General features: G+C 51.1%; 23 protein-coding genes. 20 read left to right on the forward strand and 3 right to left on the reverse strand.

What is annotated here, in order from left to right:
• Positions 1–41 precede the first annotated feature (41 nt).
• Positions 42–506: a hypothetical protein gene (locus tag GII36_RS01270; protein WP_260763836.1), complete on the reverse strand. Its 465-nt coding sequence runs from the start codon at positions 504–506 to the stop codon at positions 42–44.
• A gap of 42 nt (positions 507–548) precedes the next feature.
• Positions 549–2501, reverse strand: coding sequence for a replication restart helicase PriA (gene priA / locus GII36_RS01275; RefSeq protein ID WP_260763839.1), 1953 nt, complete (start codon positions 2499–2501; stop codon positions 549–551).
• Between the two features lie 29 nt (positions 2502–2530).
• Here priA and GII36_RS01280 point away from each other — a divergent pair, with 29 nt between their 5' ends.
• The 7 genes from GII36_RS01280 to map all read left to right on the forward strand — a co-directional run bounded on the left by GII36_RS01280 (position 2531) and on the right by map (position 7383).
• Positions 2531–3187 carry a phosphoribosyltransferase family protein gene (locus GII36_RS01280; RefSeq protein ID WP_260763840.1) on the forward strand — a complete coding sequence of 219 codons (657 nt, stop codon included), beginning with the start codon at positions 2531–2533 and terminating at the stop codon, positions 3185–3187.
• A gap of 64 nt (positions 3188–3251) precedes the next feature.
• On the forward strand, positions 3252–3551 hold the full coding sequence (locus GII36_RS01285; protein WP_260763842.1) for a winged helix-turn-helix domain-containing protein: 300 nt from the start codon (positions 3252–3254) through the stop codon (positions 3549–3551).
• Between the two features lie 3 nt (positions 3552–3554).
• Complete coding sequence (locus GII36_RS01290) at positions 3555–5228, forward strand: single-stranded-DNA-specific exonuclease RecJ (protein WP_260763844.1); 1674 nt, start codon at positions 3555–3557, stop codon at positions 5226–5228.
• A 114-nt stretch (positions 5229–5342) separates the two neighbouring features.
• Entirely contained in the window at positions 5343–5558 is a 216-nt protein-coding gene (locus GII36_RS01295) for a small ribosomal subunit protein bS21 (protein ID WP_260763845.1), read from the forward strand.
• Positions 5559–5561: 3 nt separating this feature from the next.
• Positions 5562–6017 (forward strand): GatB/YqeY domain-containing protein, encoded by a 456-nt coding sequence (locus GII36_RS01300; protein ID WP_260763846.1) that lies wholly within the window; start codon positions 5562–5564, stop codon positions 6015–6017.
• Between the two features lie 38 nt (positions 6018–6055).
• A complete protein-coding gene (locus GII36_RS01305; RefSeq protein ID WP_260763847.1) occupies positions 6056–6607 on the forward strand; it encodes an adenylate kinase family protein in 552 nt (183 codons plus the stop codon).
• Positions 6608–6609: 2 nt separating this feature from the next.
• Positions 6610–7383 (forward strand): type I methionyl aminopeptidase, encoded by a 774-nt coding sequence (gene map / locus GII36_RS01310; protein ID WP_260763848.1) that lies wholly within the window; start codon positions 6610–6612, stop codon positions 7381–7383.
• Here the strand turns inward: map and GII36_RS01315 are convergent.
• Positions 7366–8013, reverse strand: a complete 648-nt coding sequence (locus GII36_RS01315; RefSeq protein WP_260763849.1) for a glutamate racemase — start codon at positions 8011–8013, stop codon at positions 7366–7368. The two genes, map and GII36_RS01315, sit on opposite strands and share 18 nt — an antisense overlap.
• A 54-nt stretch (positions 8014–8067) precedes the next feature.
• On the opposite strand from GII36_RS01315, the gene ftsA reads away from it, so the two are divergent.
• The 13 genes from ftsA to GII36_RS01380 all read left to right on the forward strand — a co-directional run bounded on the left by ftsA (position 8068) and on the right by GII36_RS01380 (position 23886).
• Entirely contained in the window at positions 8068–9315 is a 1248-nt protein-coding gene (gene ftsA, locus GII36_RS01320; RefSeq protein ID WP_260763850.1) for a cell division protein FtsA, read from the forward strand.
• A gap of 81 nt (positions 9316–9396) precedes the next feature.
• Entirely contained in the window at positions 9397–10617 is a 1221-nt protein-coding gene (gene ftsZ, locus GII36_RS01325) for a cell division protein FtsZ (RefSeq protein WP_260763851.1), read from the forward strand.
• Positions 10618–10634: 17 nt separating this feature from the next.
• The gene (gene nrdR, locus GII36_RS01330) at positions 10635–11102 is read left to right on the forward strand and encodes a transcriptional regulator NrdR (protein ID WP_260763852.1); all 468 of its coding nucleotides are present in this window, start codon (positions 10635–10637) and stop codon (positions 11100–11102) included.
• Complete coding sequence (locus GII36_RS01335) at positions 11099–11365, forward strand: hypothetical protein (protein ID WP_260763853.1); 267 nt, start codon at positions 11099–11101, stop codon at positions 11363–11365. Before nrdR ends, GII36_RS01335 begins: the two co-directional genes overlap by 4 nt.
• Positions 11355–11996 (forward strand): vitamin K epoxide reductase family protein, encoded by a 642-nt coding sequence (locus tag GII36_RS01340; protein ID WP_260763854.1) that lies wholly within the window; start codon positions 11355–11357, stop codon positions 11994–11996. Before GII36_RS01335 ends, GII36_RS01340 begins: the two co-directional genes overlap by 11 nt.
• Complete coding sequence (locus tag GII36_RS01345) at positions 11974–12783, forward strand: DUF1295 domain-containing protein (protein ID WP_260763855.1); 810 nt, start codon at positions 11974–11976, stop codon at positions 12781–12783. The genes GII36_RS01340 and GII36_RS01345 overlap by 23 nt, the downstream gene beginning before the upstream one ends.
• Before the next feature lie 229 nt (positions 12784–13012).
• Positions 13013–15886: an isoleucine--tRNA ligase gene (ileS, locus tag GII36_RS01350; protein WP_260763856.1), complete on the forward strand. Its 2874-nt coding sequence runs from the start codon at positions 13013–13015 to the stop codon at positions 15884–15886.
• Positions 15887–15966: 80 nt separating this feature from the next.
• A complete protein-coding gene (locus GII36_RS01355) occupies positions 15967–20280 on the forward strand; it encodes a right-handed parallel beta-helix repeat-containing protein (RefSeq protein WP_260763857.1) in 4314 nt (1437 codons plus the stop codon).
• A gap of 81 nt (positions 20281–20361) precedes the next feature.
• A complete protein-coding gene (locus GII36_RS01360; protein ID WP_260763858.1) occupies positions 20362–21261 on the forward strand; it encodes a CAP domain-containing protein in 900 nt (299 codons plus the stop codon).
• Positions 21262–21328: 67 nt separating this feature from the next.
• A complete protein-coding gene (locus tag GII36_RS01365) occupies positions 21329–21541 on the forward strand; it encodes a hypothetical protein (RefSeq protein ID WP_260763859.1) in 213 nt (70 codons plus the stop codon).
• Between the two features lie 17 nt (positions 21542–21558).
• Positions 21559–21939, forward strand: coding sequence for a metallopeptidase family protein (locus tag GII36_RS01370; protein WP_260763860.1), 381 nt, complete (start codon positions 21559–21561; stop codon positions 21937–21939).
• Positions 21940–21970: 31 nt separating this feature from the next.
• Positions 21971–23020, forward strand: a complete 1050-nt coding sequence (locus GII36_RS01375; protein WP_260763861.1) for a hypothetical protein — start codon at positions 21971–21973, stop codon at positions 23018–23020.
• A 50-nt stretch (positions 23021–23070) separates the two neighbouring features.
• Positions 23071–23886, forward strand: a complete 816-nt coding sequence (locus GII36_RS01380; RefSeq protein WP_260763863.1) for a sugar phosphate nucleotidyltransferase — start codon at positions 23071–23073, stop codon at positions 23884–23886.
• Positions 23887–23914 lie beyond the last annotated feature (28 nt).

Raw genomic sequence — 23914 nt, forward strand, 5'->3', positions numbered from 1 at the left:
CACTATTATACGGTATTACTTAAAAAAGTAACAGAGATGATCTAGTTGCCAAATTTGCTGAGTTTGGTTTGTGCGCCGCTACGTTCTAAGTTGTAATATAGTACGAAACGAGTACATGTCTGGGTGGCGGCGGTGCATTGAGTGGAGCCGGTGTTTTGATATGCCATGTAGGCGTACTGTGAAGTGGTGGCGCTGGTGCCTATCGAGTAGGAGTAATAGGGTGCAGTCGCGGTCGATCCAGGCGTAGTCATGGCGTCGGTTGGGACGCGCAGTGTATCAGTTATAAATCCGGTACCTGCGATAGTTGCTGTGTCCGGATATTTGCCGAAGCGCTCATAGTATGTTTCGAGTGCTGCGGACATGACGTCAATATCGGCCGTTCGCTCGGTGTCGCGTGCACGCACCTGCGTGGCTGAGTAGGACACCATGCCGATGCCTGCCAGAATAGCGATAGCCGTGATTACGACAATAATTTCTACGATGGTGAATCCAAAGTACTGTTTCATGTGCTTTCATAGTAGCAGCTGCCAGAGGTAAGCACAAGCGTGTTATGAGAGAAGGCTAACAGGGTCAATTTCGTACTGCCAGTGACCACTTGCTGGTAAAGTGCCAATTAACTCCAGGAGGTGAGTACGACTGGGGGAGTGGATAGTGATTTGCCAGCGATATGTGCCTGCTTGCTTCTCGTAAAACGCCGGGGTGGGACCGAGTAGGCGTTCGGATTGCCTGAGCTCGGCGCGCAGCTCGGCGGCAAATTTACGAGCATTTGTGACGGCTGCTTTTTCTGTCTTGTATGCGCAAACGAACTTGAGAAGGTAGGAGAATGGCGGAAAGTGATAACGGCTACGTTCGGGTATCTCTGCAGTATAAAATGTCGAATAGTCTTGTGCGATGCCGGCGCGGACAGCAGTGTGTGTAGGCTGATATGTTTGCACGATGACATGTGCGGCTACCTCACCGCGACCAACACGCCCAATTACCTGAGTGATAAGCTGAAACGTGCGCTCCTCGGAGGTGAAATCGGGGAGGGAAAGCCCGGCGTCGGCTTGTATGATGCCGACTGTTTCGAGATGAGGAAGATCGATCCCTTTGGCGATGACCTGTGTGCCGATGATGATATCAATACTGCCATCGTATAGCTCTTTGTAACGTGAGTCGACAGAGTGTTCTTTGCCGGAGTCGCCATCGAATCGAACAATATTTTTATCCGGGAAGAGGCGTGCAATTTCCGACTCGATAAGCTTGGTGCCAATGCCCTTGTGAATGATTTCGCTGTGGCGACACACAGGACACATAGTCGGCACCGGCATATGATAACCGGAGATGTGTCCGATGAGCTGATGTGTATCGGCATGGAGCGTGAGGGGCGTGCCTGTGTCTGGGTCTGTCGCTGTCCAGCCGCAGTTATCGCAGAGTGTGAGCGCGGCACTGCCGCGGCGATTATGAAACAGCAGGACTTGATTATTGGTGGCCAGTGAGCGCTCCATGTCGGTGAGTAGTGTATCCGATAAAAAGCGATGTCGCGTAAACTGCGCGCGTTTTGTCATATCAACCACTTCGATGTGCGGCCCCGATGCTCTATTGTGAGCACGACTAGAAAGTGTGATGACGGGAGCGCCAGCTTGTTTAGCTGCATAATACTCTGCGACCGGTGGTGTAGCGCTGCCGAAGATGACTTTTGCTTGGTATTGTTCAGCCAAAATAGTGGCAACACGCAGGGCGGAGTAGCGTGGTGATTGCTCCTGTTTGTAGCTAGGCTCGTGCATCTCGTCGACTACCACAAGCCCTAGTGAGCGAAGTGGCAGAAATAATGCCGATCGTGGTCCTATGACAATTTTGGGCGTAGTAGACCGAAGCGCAGATAGCCAAATGCCATGGCGCTCCGCCTCGGTTTGCTGGGAATGGGTGAGTAAGACTTGGTCGGGGAAATCTTGCAAAAACTCGTCAACCAGTTGTGACGTCAACGCAATCTCCGGTACGAGGACGATAGCAGATTTACCGGCGGCGATTGCGTCATGCGCAAGCTGCTTATACACAAATGTCTTACCAGAGCCTGTTACGCCGTGAAGCAGATGAGTGGTACGCGTCGACTGCCGAATAGTGTCGATAGCTGCTTGCTGGTCCACAGTGGGGGTGAGCGCGCGCTGCTCGCGAATTAACTCATGTGTGGGCTGCGTCGCTCGCGTACGTCGCTGCTTATCGATTCCTCGAGGCAGAAGCGTCGACAACACGGCAGCAAGTGGCGTAGCATAGTAGCTACTCATCCACCGAGCGGTAGCGAGAAGCGCTGTTGGTAGAGGCTCCTGTTCGACGACGAGAGCAATTGGCTTAGTCGTGAACGACGGCTTAGTGACAGGCGCTACTATGACGCCTGTTTGCGATCCGCGGCCAACCGGTATTTTGACAATATGTCCGATTTCGAGAGAGGACTCGTGGTGATATGTAAACACATCAGCGCCAGCGCGCACGATTCGTATTGGAGCTACCTCGTAGTAGTGCATAACACTCATTATACTGGTACACTGCATATATGTATTTCGAAAGTCGCGCCGCCGCCGGTGAGCAGCTTGCCCAGCAGCTGCTTGAGAAGTATCGCTATGAAGACTGCGCAGTCTTAGCCCTAAGTGACGGTGCCGTGCAAGTAGGCGAGCCGATTGCTGCCGCGCTCCACAGTGTACTCACGATGTTGCTCGTAGAAGCGGTAGAGATTCCCGGGGAAGGTATCAACATTGGTGGGCTCAACCAGTCTGGACGTTTTACGTATAACGGTATGTTGTCTGCGGGCGAGATTGAAGGTTTCCGCCAGGAGTACTTCGGCTACTTTGAAGAGAAGAAGCGCGAAGGGATGATGCGTATCAATCGGTTGCTTGGTGATGGCGGACTTGTCAACAAAGATCTGCTCAAAGGCCGCAGCATCATTCTGGTGTCAGATGGTTTTCATGATGCCGCATCGCTGGATGTGGCGATGGATTTTCTCAAGCCCATTAACACACAGAAGATTATTGTGGCGACACCTACAGCCACCGTTCCAGCGGTCGACAGACTTCATATTACGGTCGATGAAATGTATATTCTGGATGTCAAAGAAAACTTCATGGGCGTGGATCACTACTACGAAGTGAATGATGTGCCGTCACATGAAGACACGGTGAAGAAAATCAACGATATCATCCTGAATTGGCAGTAGGTGGGTTGAGACTCGATCAAATGTTGTGTATAATGATATGAAGATAGGTGGCAAACGCTGAATTATGTTAGATGTTTTTATTACTTCACGAGTCCGACGCAAGATTGTAGTAGTGTACGCTAAGTACCCAGACTTCCGCACGCATGTCCGCGGACTCGCTAAGCTCATCAAAGAAGATCCGGGCAATATTCAGCGCGAACTCAAAAAGCTGGAAAAAGTTGGATTCCTGACAAGCGAAAAACAGGGCAATACCAAGATTTATTCGACAAACAAGCAGTTCCCAATTTTCAAAGAACTACAGAGTATTGTTATTAAGTCTCAGCAGCACTCATCTCGACCGAAACGTCCCTCAACGGGCATTTAGCCTGTGTCGGTTTTCGAAGATATTCTTACCGCGCGCGGCCTGATTGGTCGGGCGCGCGATGCGTTTTTGAATCCGAGTTATGATGCGAAGCACGATCCTTTTTTGCTACCTGATATGCAGGCAGCAGTGGATCGACTAATAGTTGCTCATGAGCACCAAGAACGAATTACGATTTACGGTGACTACGATATCGATGGGCTGACAGCGACAACAATTCTGCTCGATGGCCTGGAATCATTTGGTTTTGAGCATGTCGACGCGTTTATCCCGAATCGTTTTGTCGAAGGATACGGCCTCACGGTAGATGCCGTAGAAAAGATAGCTGTTAGTGGTGCACAGCTGATTATCACAGTGGACTGTGGTAGCTTGAGCGAGAAAGAGATTCTGCGCGCGAGCGAGCTGGGTGTAGATGTGATTGTGACGGACCATCATAATGTTGCACCGGTTCAGCCACCAGCAGTGGCAGTGATAAATCCCAAAAGACTGCTGCAGGATCACCCTGAAAAATATGAAAATTATCTACTTCGTGACACGACCGAATCGCTCTATCCCTTCCTAGATCTTGCTGGTTGTGGTGTTGCATTCAAGCTTGTGCAAGCACTGCAGACACGACTCGACGGCCTACCGGCCGGTCAGGAAAAATGGCTACTTGACTTGGTGGCACTCGGCACAGTATGTGATGTAGTGACACTTATAGATGAGAACCGCGCCAATGTGTACTGGGGGCTCAAGGTGCTCGCGCAGACGCGCCGGCCAGGACTGAAGGCACTCCTATTGGTGAGTGACGTAGAGCCAAGCAAGGTGAGCGCGCGGAGCCTGGGGTTTGCGCTGGGGCCACGTATGAATGCAGCCGGTAGGCTGGAGACGGCGCAGCACGCGCTCGATATGCTACGAGCCAAAGACCCGGAGACTGCACTCGAAAAAGCAGAACTACTTGATGCGATGAACCGCGCGCGCCGAGCCGAGCAAGATAAAATATACAAAGCGGCTATAGAGCAAGCTGAGCAATTTGTAGACGATCCAGTGCTCGTGGTGAGTAGCAAAGGTTGGAACCATGGCATTATCGGTATCGTGGCGGCGAAGTTATTAGAGAAGTATAAAAAACCGACGTACGTACTGGAAGAGATGGGAGAGGAGGCAAAAGGAAGTGCGCGTAGTTATGGCGACTTCTCGGCGGCCGATGCTATCCGTGCCAGCGACGATATCATCACCAAAGGTGGCGGGCATAAACTGGCAGCAGGCGTGACATTGCCGACGGCAAACATCACAGCGTTTCGCGAGCGCGTGAACAAGTTTTACCACGATCAGAATTTACTCGATCAGGCTGACTTGCTGCTACCGCAAGCTGATACCACAACTTCGCTCGACGAAATTTCTGAAGCACTTATCGACCAGCTGGCCTCGCTCGAGCCGTTTGGCAATGGCAACCCGCAGCCAGTGCTTCGCTCTGAGAACTTACTCGTGCTCGGCCAGCGCCGCATGGGCGCTGACGGGCAGCATGTCAAACTGACACTCCAGGATGGCACGATCAAGCTCGACATGCTGGCGTTCAACGCACCGGAGCATTTCTTTGTGCAGCCTGGTGACCAGGTCACGGTTTGGTATCAACCTGATGTCAATGAATGGCAGGGTCGGCGCTCTATTGAAGGCCGATTGCTGCATCTTGAGCTTGTGTAAAATGGGTCGGGTGAGGACGGTAGTGTTCTTGACATATGTCCTTCTTTCTAGGTGTCTCAATTTTCTCTCGGGGGTGTTGTCAGGAGCGGTGATATCTGTTACAATGTACTCTATATGGTACAAGTCACACGTAAAGATCAGAAAGAGGCGAACGAAAACATCATTCGTCGTTTCAATCGCAAAGTGCTCCAGAGCGGAGTACTTGCTGATGCCAAATCGTCAATGCGATTTAGCAAACCTCTCAGCAAAACGGAGCGTCGCGCCAAAGCGATCATCCGCAAAGAACGCAAAGCAGACAAGATGCAGAAAATGCGTCTAGGAGTTCGCTAGCCAGTGGCGCTCGCTGAGCAAATCCAAAACGATATGAAAGCCGCTCTTTTGGGCGGCAATCGTTTTGAGGGCGATGTACTGCGCAATCTCAAGGCAGCCATCTTGAACGAAGAGGTCGCACAGGGCAAGCGCGAGACCGGCCTGGACGACGCCGAAGTAGAGAAGATTATCGCACGCGAAGTGAAGAAGCGTAATGAGAGCATACGGCTATATGAAGAAAACGGTCGCCCAGAACTCGCCGAAGATGAAAAGAAAGAAATCGCTGTACTGAGCACATATTTACCGCAGCAGCTCAGCGAAGACGAAATTCGTGCAATTGCCAAACTGGTGATCGAAGAAATGGACAATGTAGGTCCAAGCATGATGGGGCAGGTGATCGGCGGCGTGAAGGCAAAAGCAGGCAATTCGGCTGATGGCGCCACGGTTGCACGTGTCGTTAAAGACTTGCTACAATCTTGAAGTAACGACCTATACAAACAGAAGGGATAGAAAGACGAATGATTTTATTGTTTGGCCCCACCGGTGCGGGTAAAAGCATGCAGGGACAAATGTTGGCGGTGCGCCAGGGGTGGAAGTGGTTGAGTACCGGTCAGATGCTACGTGACAGCGAAGATCCAGAAGTGATTGAAGTGCTCAAAAGTGGTGAACTAGTAAGCGACGAGCTGACATACGAGGTCTTTGACGCCGCGATACGCGATGCCCGTGACAAAAAGTTTCCGCGCGTAATTGTGGATGGGTTTCCGCGCACCAAAGAGCAGGCCGAGTGGCTGGCAGACTACATGGAGCACCACAAAGAGAATATCGATCTTGTCGTGGTACTCGAAGTGCCAGAGGGTGAAATCATGAATCGCCTCGAGAAGCGTGCTCGTATGGAAGATACGCCCGAGACGATTGCCAAGCGTATGAATATCTATCGCCAGAAGATGTATCCAGTACTTGGTACGTTTGCCGAAGAGGGTATGAAGATCGTCCACCTCGATGGTACCGGTACCGCCGGCGAAGTTCATGACCGCCTGTATGCAGAGATCGAATCGAACGGATTGGTGTAGGTGTGAGCCAGCCAATTACCGGTCGCAAAACGCCTGAGCAGCTCGATGCAATGCGTGAGGGGGGTAAGATTTTGGCACGCATTTTTACTGATATCCGCGGGCATGTGCAGCCCGGTATGACTGAACTTGATGTGAACGACTTTGTGGCTAGCAAAATCAAGGAGTATGGTGCCACCCCGACGTACCGCGAGCCGGTACCTGATTTTCCTGGCGTGATCTGTATTAGTACAAACGAAGAAATTGTGCACGGCGTGCCGACAGAGTATGAGTTCGAGGTTGGCGATGTCGCAAGTTTTGATCTGGTAATCACGTACAAAGGTATGAAGACTGACAGCGCATTTACGATGACAATTGGTGAAGAACCAAAAGGTGCAACGAAGCACCTTATTAGCCTCACGGAGCGGAGTTTATACGCCGGTATTGACGCGATTCATGGCGATGGCACCACGACAAACGAGATCGGTGCGGCAGTGGAGGCTGTACTTAGCAGGGGTAAACTCGGTATTATTCGTGAGCTTGTAGGTCACGGCGTTGGTCTCGAGATGCACATGCCGCCAGACGTGCCGAACTATCGCATCCGGGGTCACGATACCGTACTGCACGCAGGCGACACTATCGCTATTGAGCCCATGGCAACGCTTGGCGGTGAGCGTATAGTCACAAGCCAGGATGACGGTTGGACGATCAGTACGCGCGATGGCAGTCTGGCTGCGCATTTCGAACATACAGTGCTTATCACCGACGACGGCGCTGAAATCTTAACGCAGTTGCAATAGTAATTCGATTCGTCGGCCGATTGCCTCGCTTGGCTCAAGTACCTGTGCACGTCCGGCAGCGAGCTCTATGATGAGTTCTTTGATCCAGTGATAATGTGTACAGCCGAGCACGATGATGTCGGCACCTTTTTCGCAGACTTCATTGACAGTGACGGCGATATGCTCCTGGTTGAGTTGATTGTTTTCGATCCAGTATGCCCACTGGCTGCAGTCTGGAGTGATGATGTGGAGTGATGACCCGTAGCGCTGCACAAGGCGAGCATAACGGGTGCTAGTGAGTGTGCCCGGTGTAGCACAGACAGCGACAATGCCGGTGCGAGTCAGCTCTGCGGCTGGTTTGATCATCGGTTCAAGGCCGATGAATTTCTGTGTGGGGTACTTAGCGCGGAGCTGTTCAATCGCAAATGCAGTGGCGGTATTGCAAGCGAGTACTATCATGTCGCATGAGCCATCTAACAGGGGCTGAATTGCCAGCTCTGTCAGGCGACGCACCTGAGCAGGGGACTTGTTGCCATAGGGTACGTTGCCGCGATCGTTTACAGTTACGACTTTTGCACTGGGAAAATATTCGCGAAGTGAGACGGCGACTGCTTCACCTCCGATACCGCTGTCAAACACACCAAGTTTCATGCTCTCTAGTATAGACTATTTTCAAACCGGCGCATAAGCGGTATACTACAACATATGCAAGACACGTCCAAGTATGCCGTAGGTATTGATATAGGAACCAACAAAATCCGCTGCGTGGTGGGTCACGTCGATGTGTCGACTGGTGCACCGACAGTTGTGGGTGTGGGTGAAGTATCAAACAGCGGTATGCGCAAAGGAGTGGTAGTTAATCTCGCGGGTCCGAGCAAGGCGATCGACGATGCACTTGGTGAAGCGGAGCGTATGAGTGGGTATCAAGTGAATGCGGCGACATTGAGCATCAATGGATCGCATATCTTGAGTACAAAAGCCGACGGCATGATTGCTATCGGTATGGCGGGGCAGGAAGTGACAGAAGCCGATATTATACGTCTAGAGGACGTCGCAACCACAGGCAAGGTACCTGCCAATCGTGAGATTCTTGAACTCGTGCCATTTAGTTATCGGCTTGATGGCCAAGATGGTATCAAGGATCCCGTCGGTATGACGGGGACGCGGCTCGAGATCAATGCAAATGTCGTTTCGGCACTTGCTCCACACGTGGTTAATCTCCAGAAAACTGCCGAACAAGCGCAAGTGGTGCCACATGCGCTTATCCCAAGTGCTGTAGCGGCCTCACGCGCAGTGCTCACTGAGCAGCAGCTTGAAAACGGCGTGGCTGTGATTGACTTCGGTGGCGCAACAACTAGTATTGCTATCTATGAAGAAGGTGATCTTCAATACACCGCTGTCATCCCTGTCGGCAGCAATAACATCACGAATGATCTCGCGATTGGACTCAAGACCGATCCCGAAGTAGCGGAGCTAGTGAAGCTACAGCATGTAACTGCTGTAAGTGGACGTGACAGCAAGAAGGTGTCGGTCAAATACGAAAAAGAGACTCATGAATTTGCCACAAGTGAGATTGATGAGATAGTCGAAGCCCGTCTCGAAGAGCTGTTTGAAGATATCAATGCCGAGCTCAAAAAAGCTGGCCGCAAGGGTAAGCTGCCAAACGGTGTCGTGCTGGTGGGTGGTGGAGCGCAGCTCAAAGGCCTGGTGGACTATACTAAGCAGTCGCTCGAACTTGCCGCGCGTATCGGTAAACCAAAAGGTTTCGGCGGGGTGGCCGAACAACTGGAGTCGCCAGCGTTTGCGACTGCCGTGGGACTCATGTTCAGTGACATGGAGAACGTCGAAAACCCTAGCTTGCATAAATCTAGTGATAAGACCCATAGAGCTAAGCAGGGCGTTTCTCAAGCCAAAGGTTTTGTGAGTAAATTTTTGGATCGTTTCCGCGCCTAACAGAGTCAGTGGCGCTTGAAAGTGTCACTCCTCGTGTTATACTAGATACTAGATTTATAGAACCAGGGGGAGAGACTAGGAATGCCCGAAGTAAAACCAAGTGAAGTCCAGACATTTGCAAGCATCAAGGTAGTTGGTGTTGGCGGTGCAGGTGGTTCAGCTGTCAATCGCATGAAAGAAGCAGGCCTGTCTGGTGTGCAATTCATTGCCATGAATACCGATGCACAGGCGCTTCACAATTCTAAGGCAGATGTAAAAATCCATCTCGGTAAAGACGCGACTGGCGGACTCGGTGCCGGCGCAGATCCAAGCGTAGGCGAACAGGCCGCGCACGAATCTCGTGAAGAGATTAAAAGCGCACTTGAAGGTGCAGACATGGTATTTGTGACTATCGGTGCTGGCGGTGGTACCGGCTCCGGTGCCGGGCATGTAGTGGCCGAAATCGCTCGAGAGCTTGGTATTTTGGTGGTTGGTGTTGCGACTAAGCCGTTTAGCTTCGAAGGAGAGAAGCGTCGCACCAACGCTGACTGGGCTATCGCGCATTTAGGGCGCCAAGTGGATACACTGATTACGATTCCAAACGATCGCCTACTTCAGACTATTGACCGCCGCACACCGCTTCTTGAGACGTTCAAAATCGCCGACGACGTACTGCGGCAGGGTGTGCAAGGTATCTCCGAGCTTATTACCGAGCACGGCCTTATCAATCTCGACTTTGCTGACGTGAAGGCAATCATGAGCAATGCTGGTAGTGCGCTGATGGGCATTGGTCGTGCGAGCGGTGAAGAGCGTGCAGCTCTTGCGGCGCAGCAAGCAATCGAGTCACCACTTATCGAAGTCTCTATCGATGGTGCAAAAGGCGTGCTGTTCAATGTCACTGGTGGCTACGATATGTCGATGAGCGAGATCCAAGAGGCTGCCGAGATTATCACGAGCGCAGTTGCACCGGATGCCAATATCATTTTTGGTGCAACCCTCAAGCCTGACCTGGAAGATGAATTGATCATCACTGTTATTGCAACCGGCTTTGATAGCGAATATTTTGATGAGCAGGCGGCAGCACTTGGTGGCGCGGCTTCAGTATCGCAGGAAGCTCAAACTCCAGAGCGTCTCACAAAAGTGGACGATACGGAGGTGGAGAGCGTCAACATGGATCTCGACCAGACGAATGCAGCTGCAGAATTTGCGGCCGAGCCATCGCATGATATCTGGAGCCAACCCGTACCAGCACCAGAGGAAGACGACGAGTCAGATATGCCCGCATTCTTGCGTCGTCGCAAAAAGAACAAATCAGACGAATAGGATTCCAAGGAGCGACAATGAATACCCAGCAGTACCGTATCGGCGACAGCAAGGTGCTGGAATCGCGTGAAGTGAGTGATGGCAAGACAATCCGCCGCCGCCGCGAAACACTCGATGGCAAATATCGTTTCACTACGTACGAGCGCATCGAAAAGCCGAACCTCGCCGTCGTCAAAAAGAACGGTAGCCGTGAACTATTCGATCGCGAGAAACTAGCCGGCGCAATCAAGCAGTCGGTCGGCAAATTTTTCAAATCAGAGATAGAGGTTGAGCGTATCATCGACGATATCGAAGACGCCGTCTATGCAGTTGGTGAATCGGAAGTTTCATCCAAGCATATCGGCGAAATTGTGCTTGATAAACTTGCCGATAAAAATGAGGTCGCATATGTGCGTTTCGCAAGCGTCTACCATGACTTCAAGACACTCGACGAGTTTGAGTCAATCTTGGCATCACGTCGCAGACAAAGGGAGGGTGAGGCGTGAAAGTTTCAGTAGTCTACCGCGAGGAAAGTGATCATGCACGTGCGGTCATCGATTTTGTGAGAGACTACCAGCGTCAGACCGGGCGCGAGTTGGAGACGATTGACCCCGACTCTCCGGAAGGGGCGCAGTTTTGCCGCACATACGATATCGTGGAATATCCAAGTATCGTAGCGGCCAGCAACGAGGGTGTGCTACAAAACCTCTGGCGCGGCCTTCCATTGCCACTTATCAACGAACTGAGCTATTACGACCATGATGAATAAACTACATGCTATCCGAGACTTTTTCACACACGAAGACAAGAAGCTTCGTGACGATCGCTGGATATTTGCCAGTATGCTCGTAGGTGCAGTGTTAAGTCTCCTTGCTTCGTTTGTACTATCATACGATGCGATTCAAATTGCTAAAAATCCTAATGCCGAGCTAAGCTGCAGCGTCAATGTTGTCATCAACTGTGCAACAGTTGCCAAGCACCCGACAGCAGAAATGTTTGGCTTCCCAAATAGTTTTCTTGGACTTATGGCAGAATCGGTTGTCATCACGGTTGCCATCGCAGGCCTTGCTGGCATTCGTTTTCCGCGAGGCTTCATGTTTGCGGCCCAGATAGGCTACACCCTCGGTCTTATCTTTGCGTATGTCTTGTTTTATATCAGCTTCTTCATCATTCAGGCATTGTGCCCGTGGTGCTTGCTTGTCACGCTCACTACCACGCTCGTATTCTTTGCCATGACGCGCTACAATATCCGCGAGAATAATCTCTATTTGCCGAAATCTATTATGAGGCCACTGCATCGCTGGATCGAGAAGGATTATGACAAGCTACTCATGTGGTCTCTCATTGTGATCTTTATTGCGGCTATCATCGTCAAATATGGAGACGGTCTGTTTGCCTAGTATGCTCGTCAGCTTTGTGGCCGCACTGGCTGCTGCGAGTGTATTTATGACCGGGGTATTTCTGTGGGCTAGGGCACGTGGCCGCTATGATGTGATCGACATCGCATGGGGCGTCGTATTTATTGTGATTGCTGTGACAACGTACATACTAGGCGACCCTGGTGCCTTGCAGCTACTACTGCTACTACTTGTTGCCGCTTGGGGGCTCAGGCTGTCATTGCATATTTATCGGCGCTGGCGTCGTTCGGACAAAGAGGATCATCGCTATCAGCAGCTCCGGCGTGATTATACTAAGAAGCGTGGCGGTGTGGCGTGGAATATGTATGGCAAAGTATTTTTGGTGCAGGCTCTACTCGCAGTCGTCGTTTGTACACCGGTTATCATTGCGATGGGTAGTGAGCCTGCTCTGATTGGCACATGGGCGCTTGTCGGCGCGTGTATCTGGTGTATTGGTTTTTATTTCGAGACGGTAGGTGACTGGCAGCTGCGTAAGTTTCTTTCTGACTCATCAAACAAAGGTAAGATTATGACGCGGGGCCTCTGGAAATATACCCGTCACCCCAATTACTTCGGTGAGATGACGCAGTGGTGGGGGATTTTTGTGATTGCGCTGTCCGTAGAATACGGGTGGGCGGGGCTTATTGGGCCACTTGTCATCACATGGTTACTCGTGTTTATATCTGGCGTGCCACTTACCGAGCGTCATTTCCGCGGTCGTCCAGGCTGGGACGAGTATGTGCGACGTACGAGTAAGCTTATTCCTCTGCCGCCTCGTAGCGACGATTGAAAAACACCACCAAAATTGCTACTATAAGTACAAGACGTTTGAGTGACTATCCATCACGAGTCGTGGGAAGAAAGGTGTAGACCGACTAGAACCCGCCGCTACGCTAGCGACAAAAGCGACAAATAAGCGCTAAAAGAATCACTTCTTTTGGAAGTCAGATGGTACCGTCCGCCGATGCGGATTCTGACAGCCGGAAGAAGTGGTTTTTTATTTTACGAAAGGATGTAGGATGAAATTCAAAGCTAACTCGCGCCGACGCGCACTAGAATACGAAAAAGATTGGGTTCAAAAGTGGAAAACACAGAAAACGTTTGAAAAATCGGTCGAACAACGACCAGCGGATAATGCCTATGTATTCTATGACGGCCCGCCCTTCATCACGGGTGTGCCACATCATGGAACGCTCCTGAGTAGTGTAGTGAAAGATGCTGTGCCGCGTTATCAAACTATGCTTGGCAAACGCGTGGAACGTGTGTGGGGCTGGGACTGTCATGGTCTACCGGCAGAGGTATTTACCGAGAAGAAGCTTGGTATTAAAGACCGACGCGATATCGGTACGAAGATTAGTCTAGAAGAATATATCACAACCGCTCGCGACAACATGGTTCAGACGAGTAGCCTGTGGAATGACACAATCGACCGTATCGGCCGCTGGGTCGATATGGATAATGCATACAAAACCATGGATAAAGAATACATGGAATCCATCTGGTGGGCATTCAAGGAACTCTACAATAAAGGCAAGATCTACGAAGGTGAGCGCGTACTTATGTACTGCACACGCGACGCCACGCCGCTTTCGAAAGCCGAAGTTACTATGGATGCCGGCGCGTATCAAGATGTTACCGACCCGAGTGTCTATGTGAAGTTCAAGCTAACAAACGGCAACACTCTACTTGCTTGGACTACCACGCCGTGGACACTGCCGGCCAACACGGCCGTGGCAGTGAACAAAGATTTGGACTACGTAGAAGTAAAGGTGGGTGATGAACAATTTACTGTAGCCAAAGAACTCGTGCAGAAGGTATTGACTGACGAAAAGCATCAGCCGCTGGAGTATGAAGTTGTACGTGAGCTCAAAGGCGAGGAGCTAGTGGGACTTAGTTATGAGCCGCTGTTTGAAAATAGGGGAGAGGATGCGCACAAAGTATGGGCGGCAGACTATGTCTCGGCTGAAGACGGTTCTGGTATCGTGCATATCGCACCAGCGTATGGCGAAGAGGACTTCGAGTTGGCGCAGCGCGAAGGTATTCCTGTCGTGCATGTCATCGATGAAAATGGCCTATATAGCGAGACAGAGTGGCGGGGCGAAAACGTCTGGGAGATCAACAAGACAATCGCTAAGATGCTTCATGAGCGCGGCACCGTCTGGAAGATCGACTACATCCGCCACTCGTATCCACACTGTCATCGCTGCGGCACACGTCTCATGTACCGTGCACATCCGAGCTGGTTCTTTGACGTGCAAGGTCAGAAGCAGCTCATGCTGGAGAAAAATACCGAACAAATCGAATGGTTTCCCGAGCATCTCAAACACGGGCGCTGGCAGAAAAACATCGAAGCCGCGCCAGACTGGAACCTGTCTCGCGACCGCTTTTGGGCAACCGCTATGCCAGTCTGGGAAGGCAAAGATAAAGACGGTAAGAAGCACCAGATCGTGGTAGGCAGCTACGCCGAACTCAAAGATCTGAGTGGGCGAGAGCTCGACGATTACCACCGACCATGGGTCGACGACATTACGTTCGAAAAAGATGGGATCCACTACACTCGAATAGAAAAAGTACTAGACGGCTGGTTCGAGAGTGGTAGCATGCCGTTTGCACAATTCCATTATCCATTCGAAAACAAAGCCAAGTTCGAAGCCAATTTCCCTGGCGATTTCATCTCGGAGTACATCGGCCAAGTCCGTGCATGGTTTTACTACTTACATGTCGTGGGTGTCGGACTGTTTGGTGAGGCACCGTTCAAACATGTCATCACCACGGGCGTGGTCGCGGGCAACGACGGGCGCAAGATGAGTAAAAGCTATGGCAATTACACCGATCCAAACGAGCTGATGGATAAGTTTAGTGCCGATAGTCTACGCTTCTTGCTACTCAGTAGCCCGCTGCTAAGCGGAGAAGACTTCGCGTTGCACGACAAGGATGTAGGTGATGTCGCACGCAAACTCAGTATGATTTGGAACATGTACGATTTCTTTACTATGTATGCAGAGGTTGACGGCTGGGAGTTCGACCCTACGAAGCCATTTACGACCAACCCGGAAGACGTTCACAATCCACTCGACAAATGGATCATCAGTCGCGTGCATGAGCTGAACAAGCATGTCAGCGAGCATATGGATGCCTATAACTTACCGGTCGCGATGAGTGAGTTTCTACCGTTTATTGAGGATGCGAGTAATTGGTTTGTGCGCCGCTCACGCCGACGTTTCTGGAAGAGCGAAGATGACGGTGACAAAGCCGAGGCATATTGTACGCTGCACTATGTACTGATGAAACTGTCGGTCATCCTGGCGCCATTTACACCCTTCCTGAGTGAAGAATTGTATCAAAATCTTGGTGGCGGTGGGGAGTCGGTACATTTGCTTGACTGGCCGTCTAACTACACTGTTGATCAGCTTGTACTCGACGAAATGGGAACTGTACGTGAGTATGTCAATCAAGCCCTCAGTATCCGTGCCAAGGAACGTCTCAAAATTCGCCAGCCACTCGCGAGTGTAACCGTACCTACGCTTGGCAAATTTGTGAATTTCGAAGACATCCTCACCGAAGAGCTGAACGTTAAAAAAGTTGTTCAGGGTGGCGAACTGACACTTGACCTAGAACTTACGCCAGAGCTCAAGCGCGAAGGCCTCATGCGTGAAGTGATTCGACATATTCAAGCGACCCGCAAAGACGCCGGTCTCAATGTTGATGATCGCATCGTGCTGCACCTTTCAACTGATAATCAAGAGCTTGCGGCTGCTATCGCCGAACACGAGGATACGATACGCACCGAAGTGCTCGCAGACGGTGTGTCGACCGATAAACTGTCATATGAAAAAGATGTCAAAGTTGAGGGAGCGGATCTTCAAGTTTCACTCGAAAAATACTCTGCCTAAGCTTGAGTAAATCCTTAAAATCTGCTATCCTAACCTCATAAACAATCAAATCGCATGTGGAGTGCAGATAGAGGTGTGAAATGGGGCTGGCTATTAAGTCGAAACGTCGCGGTGGGCTGATACTAACAGTAATAGCGGCATTTGCGCTAGTCGCACAGCCAATGTATGGGCTTATAGCGGACCAAGTGGCGCATGCGGCAGGCAATGTCACAATCAACGAAGTGTCGAGCGCTAGCTCGCCAGAATGGGTTGAACTATATGCTCCGGCTGACACAAATCTTGCTGGCTGGGTAGTGCAGTTCGACGCAAATGACGGCACCGCGCAAAAGAAAATCCTTACCAGCGCCGATGTGACAGACGCAAACGGCTTGTTTGTTGTCGAGACAACAACCACATGGCTTACAAATACTGGTGACGTAATCAAACTGTACGACGGCACCACTCTCAAGCAGACGGTGACGGTGCCAAACCTTACTGCTGCGCAGAGTTATCGCGCAGACTATGACGGCGCGTCGGCATTTGCAATATCCGGCACGCCGACAAAAGGTATCACAAACGGTACAGCCCCCGCACTCACACTTGCCCAGCGTGTTGCTGCCGCAGCTCCTGGTGATACGATTGATATTACAAACGACGAAGTTATCCCGTCGCAAGTCGTCATCACTAAACCTCTAATAATCAAAAGCTCCACCGGCGCCAAACTTTCCACGCCAAATGCACTCACCGGTATACTTGGCATCCAGTCAAATAACGTCACAATCGATGGCCTGATATTTGAATCCAACTTTGATATCGGTGAGTCGCAAGTCGTCCGTGGTTTGGAAATCTCTAGCTACACGGGTATTACTGTCAAAAACAACCGGTTCCTTAATCTCCGTCAGCCTGCCTATATCAATGACAACGCGCAGGTGACGGTGATAAATAACTATACCAATCAGACAAAAGGTTGGGTCATTCTTTCGAACAGCAACGTTTCATTTAGTGGTAATACTTGGGGTACAAATGTACTTGATATTGCCATCATCGCTGGTGCGACAAATAATTATTCTGACGCACAAGTGGTTGCTATGAGCGATACAAATGCTGATGCGGTGGTAGAAAATCAGTTCGGTGGCAGCAAGCGACTCTCCGATGCCTATGTGACGCAGACTAGTAATGGCAATAGCGGTGATGAAGGTTCAAAATGGAATCCATATACTAGTATCCAGAGCGGTGTCGGTCGCATCGTACCAGGCGGTACTGTCCATGTTGCAAATGGCACATATAGTCAGTCAACATCTGTCGATAAGTCGGCCACCGTCAAAGCAGAGAGTCAGGCGGCTCGCGTCATCGGTGGACCAAGCTACAACGACACAGCGTTTCGTGTCGCAGCACCAAACGTCACAATCGATGGATTCTCAATCGGCGACACATCATCGATGGTAGGCACCGTCGGTGTCGATCTGGGTGGCAGCGCAGGTGCCGTGGTCAAAAACAACGTCATCGAGCACAACCAGCGTGGCATCAGCCTTGCGGGCGCGTCAAACGTCACACTTGATAGCAACACGGTACGTGATAACAATGCAAATCCAGAGAATAATGCGGGAATTTGGGGCGATGCCGTAAGCGGCATCACTATAGTAAATAGTGCATTTTCGGGCGCAAGTAATACTTCGATTAATCTCGCTGGTTCGTCAAACATCGTTCTCTCACGCAATACCTTTACTAGCGGCGCAAACGCTGCAGTGCTATGGGGCGATAGCAATGTCACGCTACAAGATAACTTGCTAAGTGGTCTCAGTAGCACTGGCTTCTTTGTCACTGGTACGATTGGGCTAAATGCGACCAACAATACACTTACAGCATCGACGACAGGCAAAAGCGCTTTCAGCATCAGCACGGCAAGCGGTGCCCAGTCATCCGACATTACGCTAACCGGCAACAAGATTACTGGCTATACAAACGGTTTGAATGTAGGTTCAGGATCATTCAGTGGGACTGTCGCAGCCACGAAAAACTGGTGGGGTAGTGCAACTGGCCCGCAAGATACAAACAGTACCGATGGCAGCACCCCGGCAGCAAATGCTGCAGGCACTGGCGTCGCCGTCAACGGTGCAGCGCGCTACGGTAGCTGGTGCCTCAGCGTTGCGTGTACTGATTTCTACGGCGCACTGACTGCACCAACTAACCTTACTCCACCTGCTGGCGCCTTCACTCGAGATCGCGGCTTCTCGATGACTTGGAACGTTGTTCCTGGTGCAAGCATCTACGAATACCGCACGGCAAATACATTGGTCGATGCGACTACACTCGGCCCAATCATTTATAGCGACAACAGCGCCTCGTCGAACTACTCTGTAGCAGGCGGCAAGGTGACGCGCGGTAACAGTGGTACGCCGGATGCCGATTACTACTGGCAGGTTCGCGCCGGCGACGGCTCAGGCAGCTGGGGTCCATGGAGCGCGATTAGCAAAGTCACTGTCGACAACGTTGCGCCGACTAGCACAAATGACCTTGCTAGTCTCGTGCGCGGCAGCCTGATAATTCACCACACAATTACCGACAATACGCAGCCTGCCTCTGGCAAACTCCGCATCTGGAAGCAAAATTCAGACGGCAGCCTCGACAACTCGAAGTTCTACGCGAGTGCCAACGCGGTTGCCACCGACAGCGCAGGAGTCGCTACTTATGCACTCAATACCGCGTCGCAGCTCTATGGCGATGGCAAATACACTGCCAAATTCACTTCACGCGACGCAGCAGGCAACGAAAGCGTCCAAGAAAAAGTCTTCACTGTCGACAATACGGCACCGACAGTCACTGTTAAATCGGGTGCGATCGGCAACACAACGAGCAAAATCTTTAGCAACGTCAGCCTTAGTCTCTACGACGCGTACCAGGTCGACAGATACGTGCTCAACGGCCAAATGGTTGATTTCACAAACAATACCTACAGCGACGCAAACTTCCAAAACATCAAATCAAAACTCGTCCAAGGCTCCAATACATTCGTACTCTACGATGTCGCTGGCAATACCACGACATACGTCTTCAACTATGACACGGTTGCCCCTGCTGCTCCGACACACCAGTCGCCAGGGGCAGACACCATCCAGTCGTCAAACGATTTCTGGTTTGATTGGTCCGACGTGTCCGACGCCGTGAGTTACGAGATGCAAAACTCGCAAAATCCAGCGATAGGCGCAGATGGTTCGTTTACAAATGTCCAGTGGACAGGCGACTACCAACAAATCCAACCAATTGAATCGCAGGCTCGCTCTGTCGGCGCCAACGGTACTTGGTACTGGCAGGTTCGCGCAGTCGATGCAGCAGGCAACAAAAGCACATGGACAGCACCATGGAAGGTCACGATTGACCATGATGCACCACATGTACCGGTAGATCTTACCTGGGTCGCACAAGGTGGCGCTAGCGTCACGAGTGGAAACGCCACAAACGTAGCGCAGGGGACACTAGGCTGGAATCACGCTTTGAGCGATTCGGATGTTGATCATTATAAATACTATTTCTGGACAAATATTCCAGGTTACTTCAACGGTCAGGCAAACGCTTGGTCGACCAGCGATGCTTCGTACTTTACTAATTCTTCTATAGGTGGCTCTATCTGGACAAACTTCGACCACCGAGAGGGTACTTACTACTTCTGTGTCAAAGCAATCGACTTTGCAGGTAATGAATCGTCCTGTAGCGATACGTTCTCTATCCTATATGATGCCACAGCGCCTATAGCACATGTGACTGCTAGTTCCTACGATGCTGCAGCCAAACAGCTTACAGTCCAGGGCGACACAAGCGACACAACAGACGAGGTAACAGTCGAGTACGCTGGTGCGAGCTATGTGGCAACTGTCGATTCAGACAAAAAATGGACAGTCACCATCCCCACTCCCGCATCACCAGATGGTCAAGTTGTGACTGCCTTTGCGCGCGATACTGCTGGCAATGTCACGAACCCTGGTGCGACACACACCGTTGCTGTCGCCCCTGCCGCAGAACCTAGTGGCAACATAAACGGCGGTCAAAGTGATGGCTCAGGAGAGGGCAACGGCACTACTGCGCAGCGTTCTGTCGTGACAACTCTGCCATCCGTGCTTGGTGCGGTATTGCCGGTATTTATCGTCAGCGCAACGACGCCAACCGTAGCAACAACATTGCCGACCGGTAATGTTGCGGTGGACTCGGCGCAGCAGGCAACTGTACTGGGTAGCGAAACTACAAGCAACTCAGCTTCAGGTGGGGACGACGAATCTAATGTCAAAGGCGCTGCAGACGAAAAAACAAGCGCCAACTGGTTTGCGACTAACTGGTGGTGGCTCGTTCTACTCTTGGCCGCTATCGGTGGCACATGGTGGCTCTTGGTCGCACGTCGTCGCCGTGTTGCAGAAAACGCATAGCATCTTCCTGATGTGATGTAAGCGAGTATCTCCGTCACAGATACTCGCTTTTTTCTACCACAAGCACTATACTAGTGGCACATGGCCACAAAAAAACAAAAAACCTGGCTGCAAAAAGTGCACCACAGCGGCAAGTACCACGCGCGCATGACACTCGTGCCGCACAGGCACAACCAATACAAGCCCCATCTTATTCGCCGACAAGGTCTCATGGTTATTGTGGTGGCAGTGCTGTTGGTGCAGCTTATCACGCATCTTAACTATTTCCATGCGGTACTAGGTGATCAGGCGCAGGTGACGGTGGCGGGGTTGCTCGATGGCACTAACGATGAGCGTTCCAAGGCAAATCTGCAGCCACTTACGCTTGATGCTCGCCTCAGCGACGCAGCCTATATGAAAGCTCGCGATATGCTAGACAAACAGTACTGGTCGCATACATCACCGAGCGGTGTACAGCCTTGGAAATGGCTGGGTGATGCAGGTTATAACTACAGCTATGCAGGCGAAAACTTGGCACGTAATTTCAGTACAAGTCAGGCGGTAGTGAGCGCCTGGATGGCCTCACCCTCGCATCGCGACAACGTACTTAAGAGTCAGTACCAGGACGTCGGTTTTGCAACAGTGGAGGGGACTATGAATGGCCATCCCATCTCACTTGTGGTGGCTATGTACGGTACGCCGCCCGTCTCGGGTATCGGCGCAGTCCAGGGGGTTAACTTTGCGGCACCAGCTAGTGCGCAGCTAAGTCTAGCATCGCGCATCGGCATTGGCTTACAGTCGGTGAGTCCGGCTATTCTCAGTAGTATTGTATTGTTACTGCTTGCAGCAATTGTGGCACTTATAGCTCAGCTATACCACCGTCATATCCCCAAATACCTACAAAGTACTTGGAATCGTCACCACGGACTCGTCAAAGGCTTAGGGTTGTCGTCATTTGTCATTGTGATCTTGGCGTTTTACAGTACCTATGGTCAACTCTAGTACATATTATTGACTTTTTAGCATAAGAATGTTAGAGTAGTGTTTGTAAACGCTCATACACAAACACATGATTCTATTGCCAAAACACCATATTACATTTGACCCTATAGACCCACTTGGTGATGGTCTGGGCGAAGATATTGCTGCCGAGCGCCGCGAAGCGGGGGCTATTCGAGATCTTACTGATCCTATCGATCCGCAAGATCTCGCACAGTCGTGGGGCGCTCTGCTCGAAGAAGTCAAAAGCGATCCTGAGTGGTTCGACTTCGCTGCTGACTAGCGTATAATGGGCTACACATGCAGATTTCCGACGAACACTTTGACAAGCTGATTACTCGTGCCATGGATGAGCTACCGCAGGAATATATCTCTGGCCTCGACAACGTCGCCATAGTACAGGCAGACGACCCCACGGACGAGCAGAAGCAGAAAATGCACATCGACGACCATCACTTGTTGCTTGGTCTCTACGAAGGTATTCCGTTGCCAGCACGCGGGGCTGGCTACACATTTGTACTGCCAGACAAAATCACTCTGTTCAAGCATCCTTTGCTCAAGGTCTCACATGATGAGCACGAGTTTTTCGAGCAAGTTAAACGCACACTCTGGCACGAGATGGCTCACTTTTATGGCCTTAGCCACTCCGATATGGATCGACTTCAGCAAAAAAACTCTTAAACACCGCGTACTTTTTTGCTATACTAGATACATGACGAAGCGAGGAGGTGGGTCACATAGGCGCAGATTCTCGATACTCGTAGTATCGATCCTGATGCTCACGGCCACTTTTTTGCTTCCATTCTCAGCGCACGCAGAAGATGTGACGCCTCCAGAGGCTGTCGAAGCCCCGTTACTTTCATTTACCGCGACAGACGCATACTTGGTGCAGGCGACTCACGTGTCGCTCCGGGCTCCACTTGGTACCAGCGCGGTAGAGTTTTCTATTGGTGATCAGCGCATTCCTGGCATACGAGAAACACCACAGACTCCTGTGCAGGAACCTGCAACATTTGAAATTTGGCATCCTTCCGAGCAGCCAGCAGCCAGCGGTGTCATGCAAGCGCACATAGTGGGTAACGAAGACGCAACCGCGCAGATTGTGCTACACGATTTACTGGTACCGCGCATTGCCCAGGTCGGTGATTCGCTTGAGGTACATGGTACGACGACGGGCTCGGTATTGCCTGGCACTACACTCGCACTGACATTCAACGGCGGTGCGCCACAGGCTGTCGATTGTACGGCCGGCTGTGGAGCGGATACATTGCTTGCCACACTGCCACTTGCCAACGTAGTGGCGGGTGAGTACACTGCGCAGCTTCAGTTTACCGACACTAGTGGTGAGCTCGGTAGCACGACGAGCGCTCCGGCCACCGTGTCTTGGCCGGCCAAGTCGGACATCGACAATGTTATCATCCCGGTTGCCAAGCCCCAGGTCTATGTTGACAAGCTTGAAGTAGTGCCGATTGGCTCACTTTCTACACAGTTCTCCACGCCAGTCAGTCCCAAGCTGGTAGAAGCTATCTCGAGCACAGATAGCCTCCAGTTGGCTGCTGCGCCGCTTGAGTCTGATGTCAAAGGTGCTGCCACAGCACAATCAAATCCGCTCCGGATAACATCACTCGATACAACTCCAAATATACCGGTAGCCCCATCAGATGGTGGCTGGGCAGTTCTAGGTATAGCCTGGTATTGGTGGGCAAGTGGTGGCTTGGCGGCATGGGCAGGCGTGGTAGCGGCGCGTTGGTGGTTGCGCTAGGGAGCGTAAGCGCGTTGCGTTTCCAGGGGTAAACAGGTACAATCTAGAGCATGAACATCACCAAAGCTATCATTCCTGTTGCAGGATGGGGAACCCGTCGCCTGCCTGTCACCAAAGCCATCGAGAAGTGCATGCTGCCGGTTGGTAACCGTCCGGTTGTCGACTATGTAGTACAAGACTGTATTCGTGCAGGTATTACTGAAATCTTTTTTGTCGTCAATCAAGGTGACAGTCAGCTCGAGAAGTACTATTCACATAATCTTGCACTCGAGCAATATCTCAATTATTTTGGCAAACAAGAATACCTCAAATACGTTATGCCCCCGGAAGGGATTAAGTTTTATTATATTGACCAAGATACCAACGCCAAATACGGTACAGCTATCCCCGTGGGTATGTGTGCACAGTATCTCAAGCCTGGCGAGTCGGTGGTCGTAGCAACAGGCGACGCCTTCTTCTATAATCCGGACGGACACTCGGAGGTCGCACTTATGATCGCATCTACAGCCGAAGGCGGCAACTCTATGCTTACTACAGAAGTGCCGCGCGAAAGTGTCAGTAAGTACGGCGTGGTAGAATTTGACACCAATGGCAATTACTACCAGATTATCGAGAAACCGGCGGTAGAGCAGGCACCAAGTACCTCCATAAACACCAGTTACTTCGTGCTCAACTACGATGTCATGCAGGCGATTTCCGCATATGCAAATGTTGATATAACAGGGGAATACTATATTCTTGAACCGATCAATCAGTATGTACTTACAGGGGGATCTGTACAAGTTGTACGTGCTGCAGGCCAGTATCTCGATGCTGGTGAACCATATTCTTGGCTCTACGCCAACCGTGTCATTCTGGGTCAATAACATACCTTTCTAGATATTTGACTGAAAT

The organism is Candidatus Mycosynbacter amalyticus, from assembly GCF_025273655.1.
Classification (GTDB): domain Bacteria; phylum Patescibacteriota; class Saccharimonadia; order Saccharimonadales; family Saccharimonadaceae; genus Mycosynbacter; species Mycosynbacter amalyticus.

Excerpts from the sequence above, each read along its gene's own strand:
- GII36_RS01270 (WP_260763836.1), bottom strand. The coding sequence starts at position 506 with ATGAAACAGTACTTTGGATTCACCATCGTAGAAATTATTGTCGTAATC.
- priA (WP_260763839.1), bottom strand. The coding sequence starts at position 2,501 with ATGCACTACTACGAGGTAGCTCCAATACGAATCGTGCGCGCTGGCGCT.
- GII36_RS01280 (WP_260763840.1), top strand. The coding sequence starts at position 2,531 with ATGTATTTCGAAAGTCGCGCCGCCGCCGGTGAGCAGCTTGCCCAGCAG.
- GII36_RS01285 (WP_260763842.1), top strand. The coding sequence starts at position 3,252 with ATGTTAGATGTTTTTATTACTTCACGAGTCCGACGCAAGATTGTAGTA.
- GII36_RS01295 (WP_260763845.1), top strand. The coding sequence starts at position 5,343 with ATGGTACAAGTCACACGTAAAGATCAGAAAGAGGCGAACGAAAACATC.
- GII36_RS01305 (WP_260763847.1), top strand. The coding sequence starts at position 6,056 with ATGATTTTATTGTTTGGCCCCACCGGTGCGGGTAAAAGCATGCAGGGA.
- GII36_RS01315 (WP_260763849.1), bottom strand. The coding sequence starts at position 8,013 with ATGAAACTTGGTGTGTTTGACAGCGGTATCGGAGGTGAAGCAGTCGCC.
- ftsA (WP_260763850.1), top strand. The coding sequence starts at position 8,068 with ATGCAAGACACGTCCAAGTATGCCGTAGGTATTGATATAGGAACCAAC.
- ftsZ (WP_260763851.1), top strand. The coding sequence starts at position 9,397 with ATGCCCGAAGTAAAACCAAGTGAAGTCCAGACATTTGCAAGCATCAAG.
- nrdR (WP_260763852.1), top strand. The coding sequence starts at position 10,635 with ATGAATACCCAGCAGTACCGTATCGGCGACAGCAAGGTGCTGGAATCG.
- GII36_RS01340 (WP_260763854.1), top strand. The coding sequence starts at position 11,355 with ATGATGAATAAACTACATGCTATCCGAGACTTTTTCACACACGAAGAC.
- GII36_RS01345 (WP_260763855.1), top strand. The coding sequence starts at position 11,974 with ATGGAGACGGTCTGTTTGCCTAGTATGCTCGTCAGCTTTGTGGCCGCA.
- ileS (WP_260763856.1), top strand. The coding sequence starts at position 13,013 with ATGAAATTCAAAGCTAACTCGCGCCGACGCGCACTAGAATACGAAAAA.
- GII36_RS01355 (WP_260763857.1), top strand. The coding sequence starts at position 15,967 with ATGGGGCTGGCTATTAAGTCGAAACGTCGCGGTGGGCTGATACTAACA.
- GII36_RS01360 (WP_260763858.1), top strand. The coding sequence starts at position 20,362 with ATGGCCACAAAAAAACAAAAAACCTGGCTGCAAAAAGTGCACCACAGC.
- GII36_RS01365 (WP_260763859.1), top strand. The coding sequence starts at position 21,329 with ATGATTCTATTGCCAAAACACCATATTACATTTGACCCTATAGACCCA.
- GII36_RS01370 (WP_260763860.1), top strand. The coding sequence starts at position 21,559 with ATGCAGATTTCCGACGAACACTTTGACAAGCTGATTACTCGTGCCATG.
- GII36_RS01375 (WP_260763861.1), top strand. The coding sequence starts at position 21,971 with ATGACGAAGCGAGGAGGTGGGTCACATAGGCGCAGATTCTCGATACTC.
- GII36_RS01380 (WP_260763863.1), top strand. The coding sequence starts at position 23,071 with ATGAACATCACCAAAGCTATCATTCCTGTTGCAGGATGGGGAACCCGT.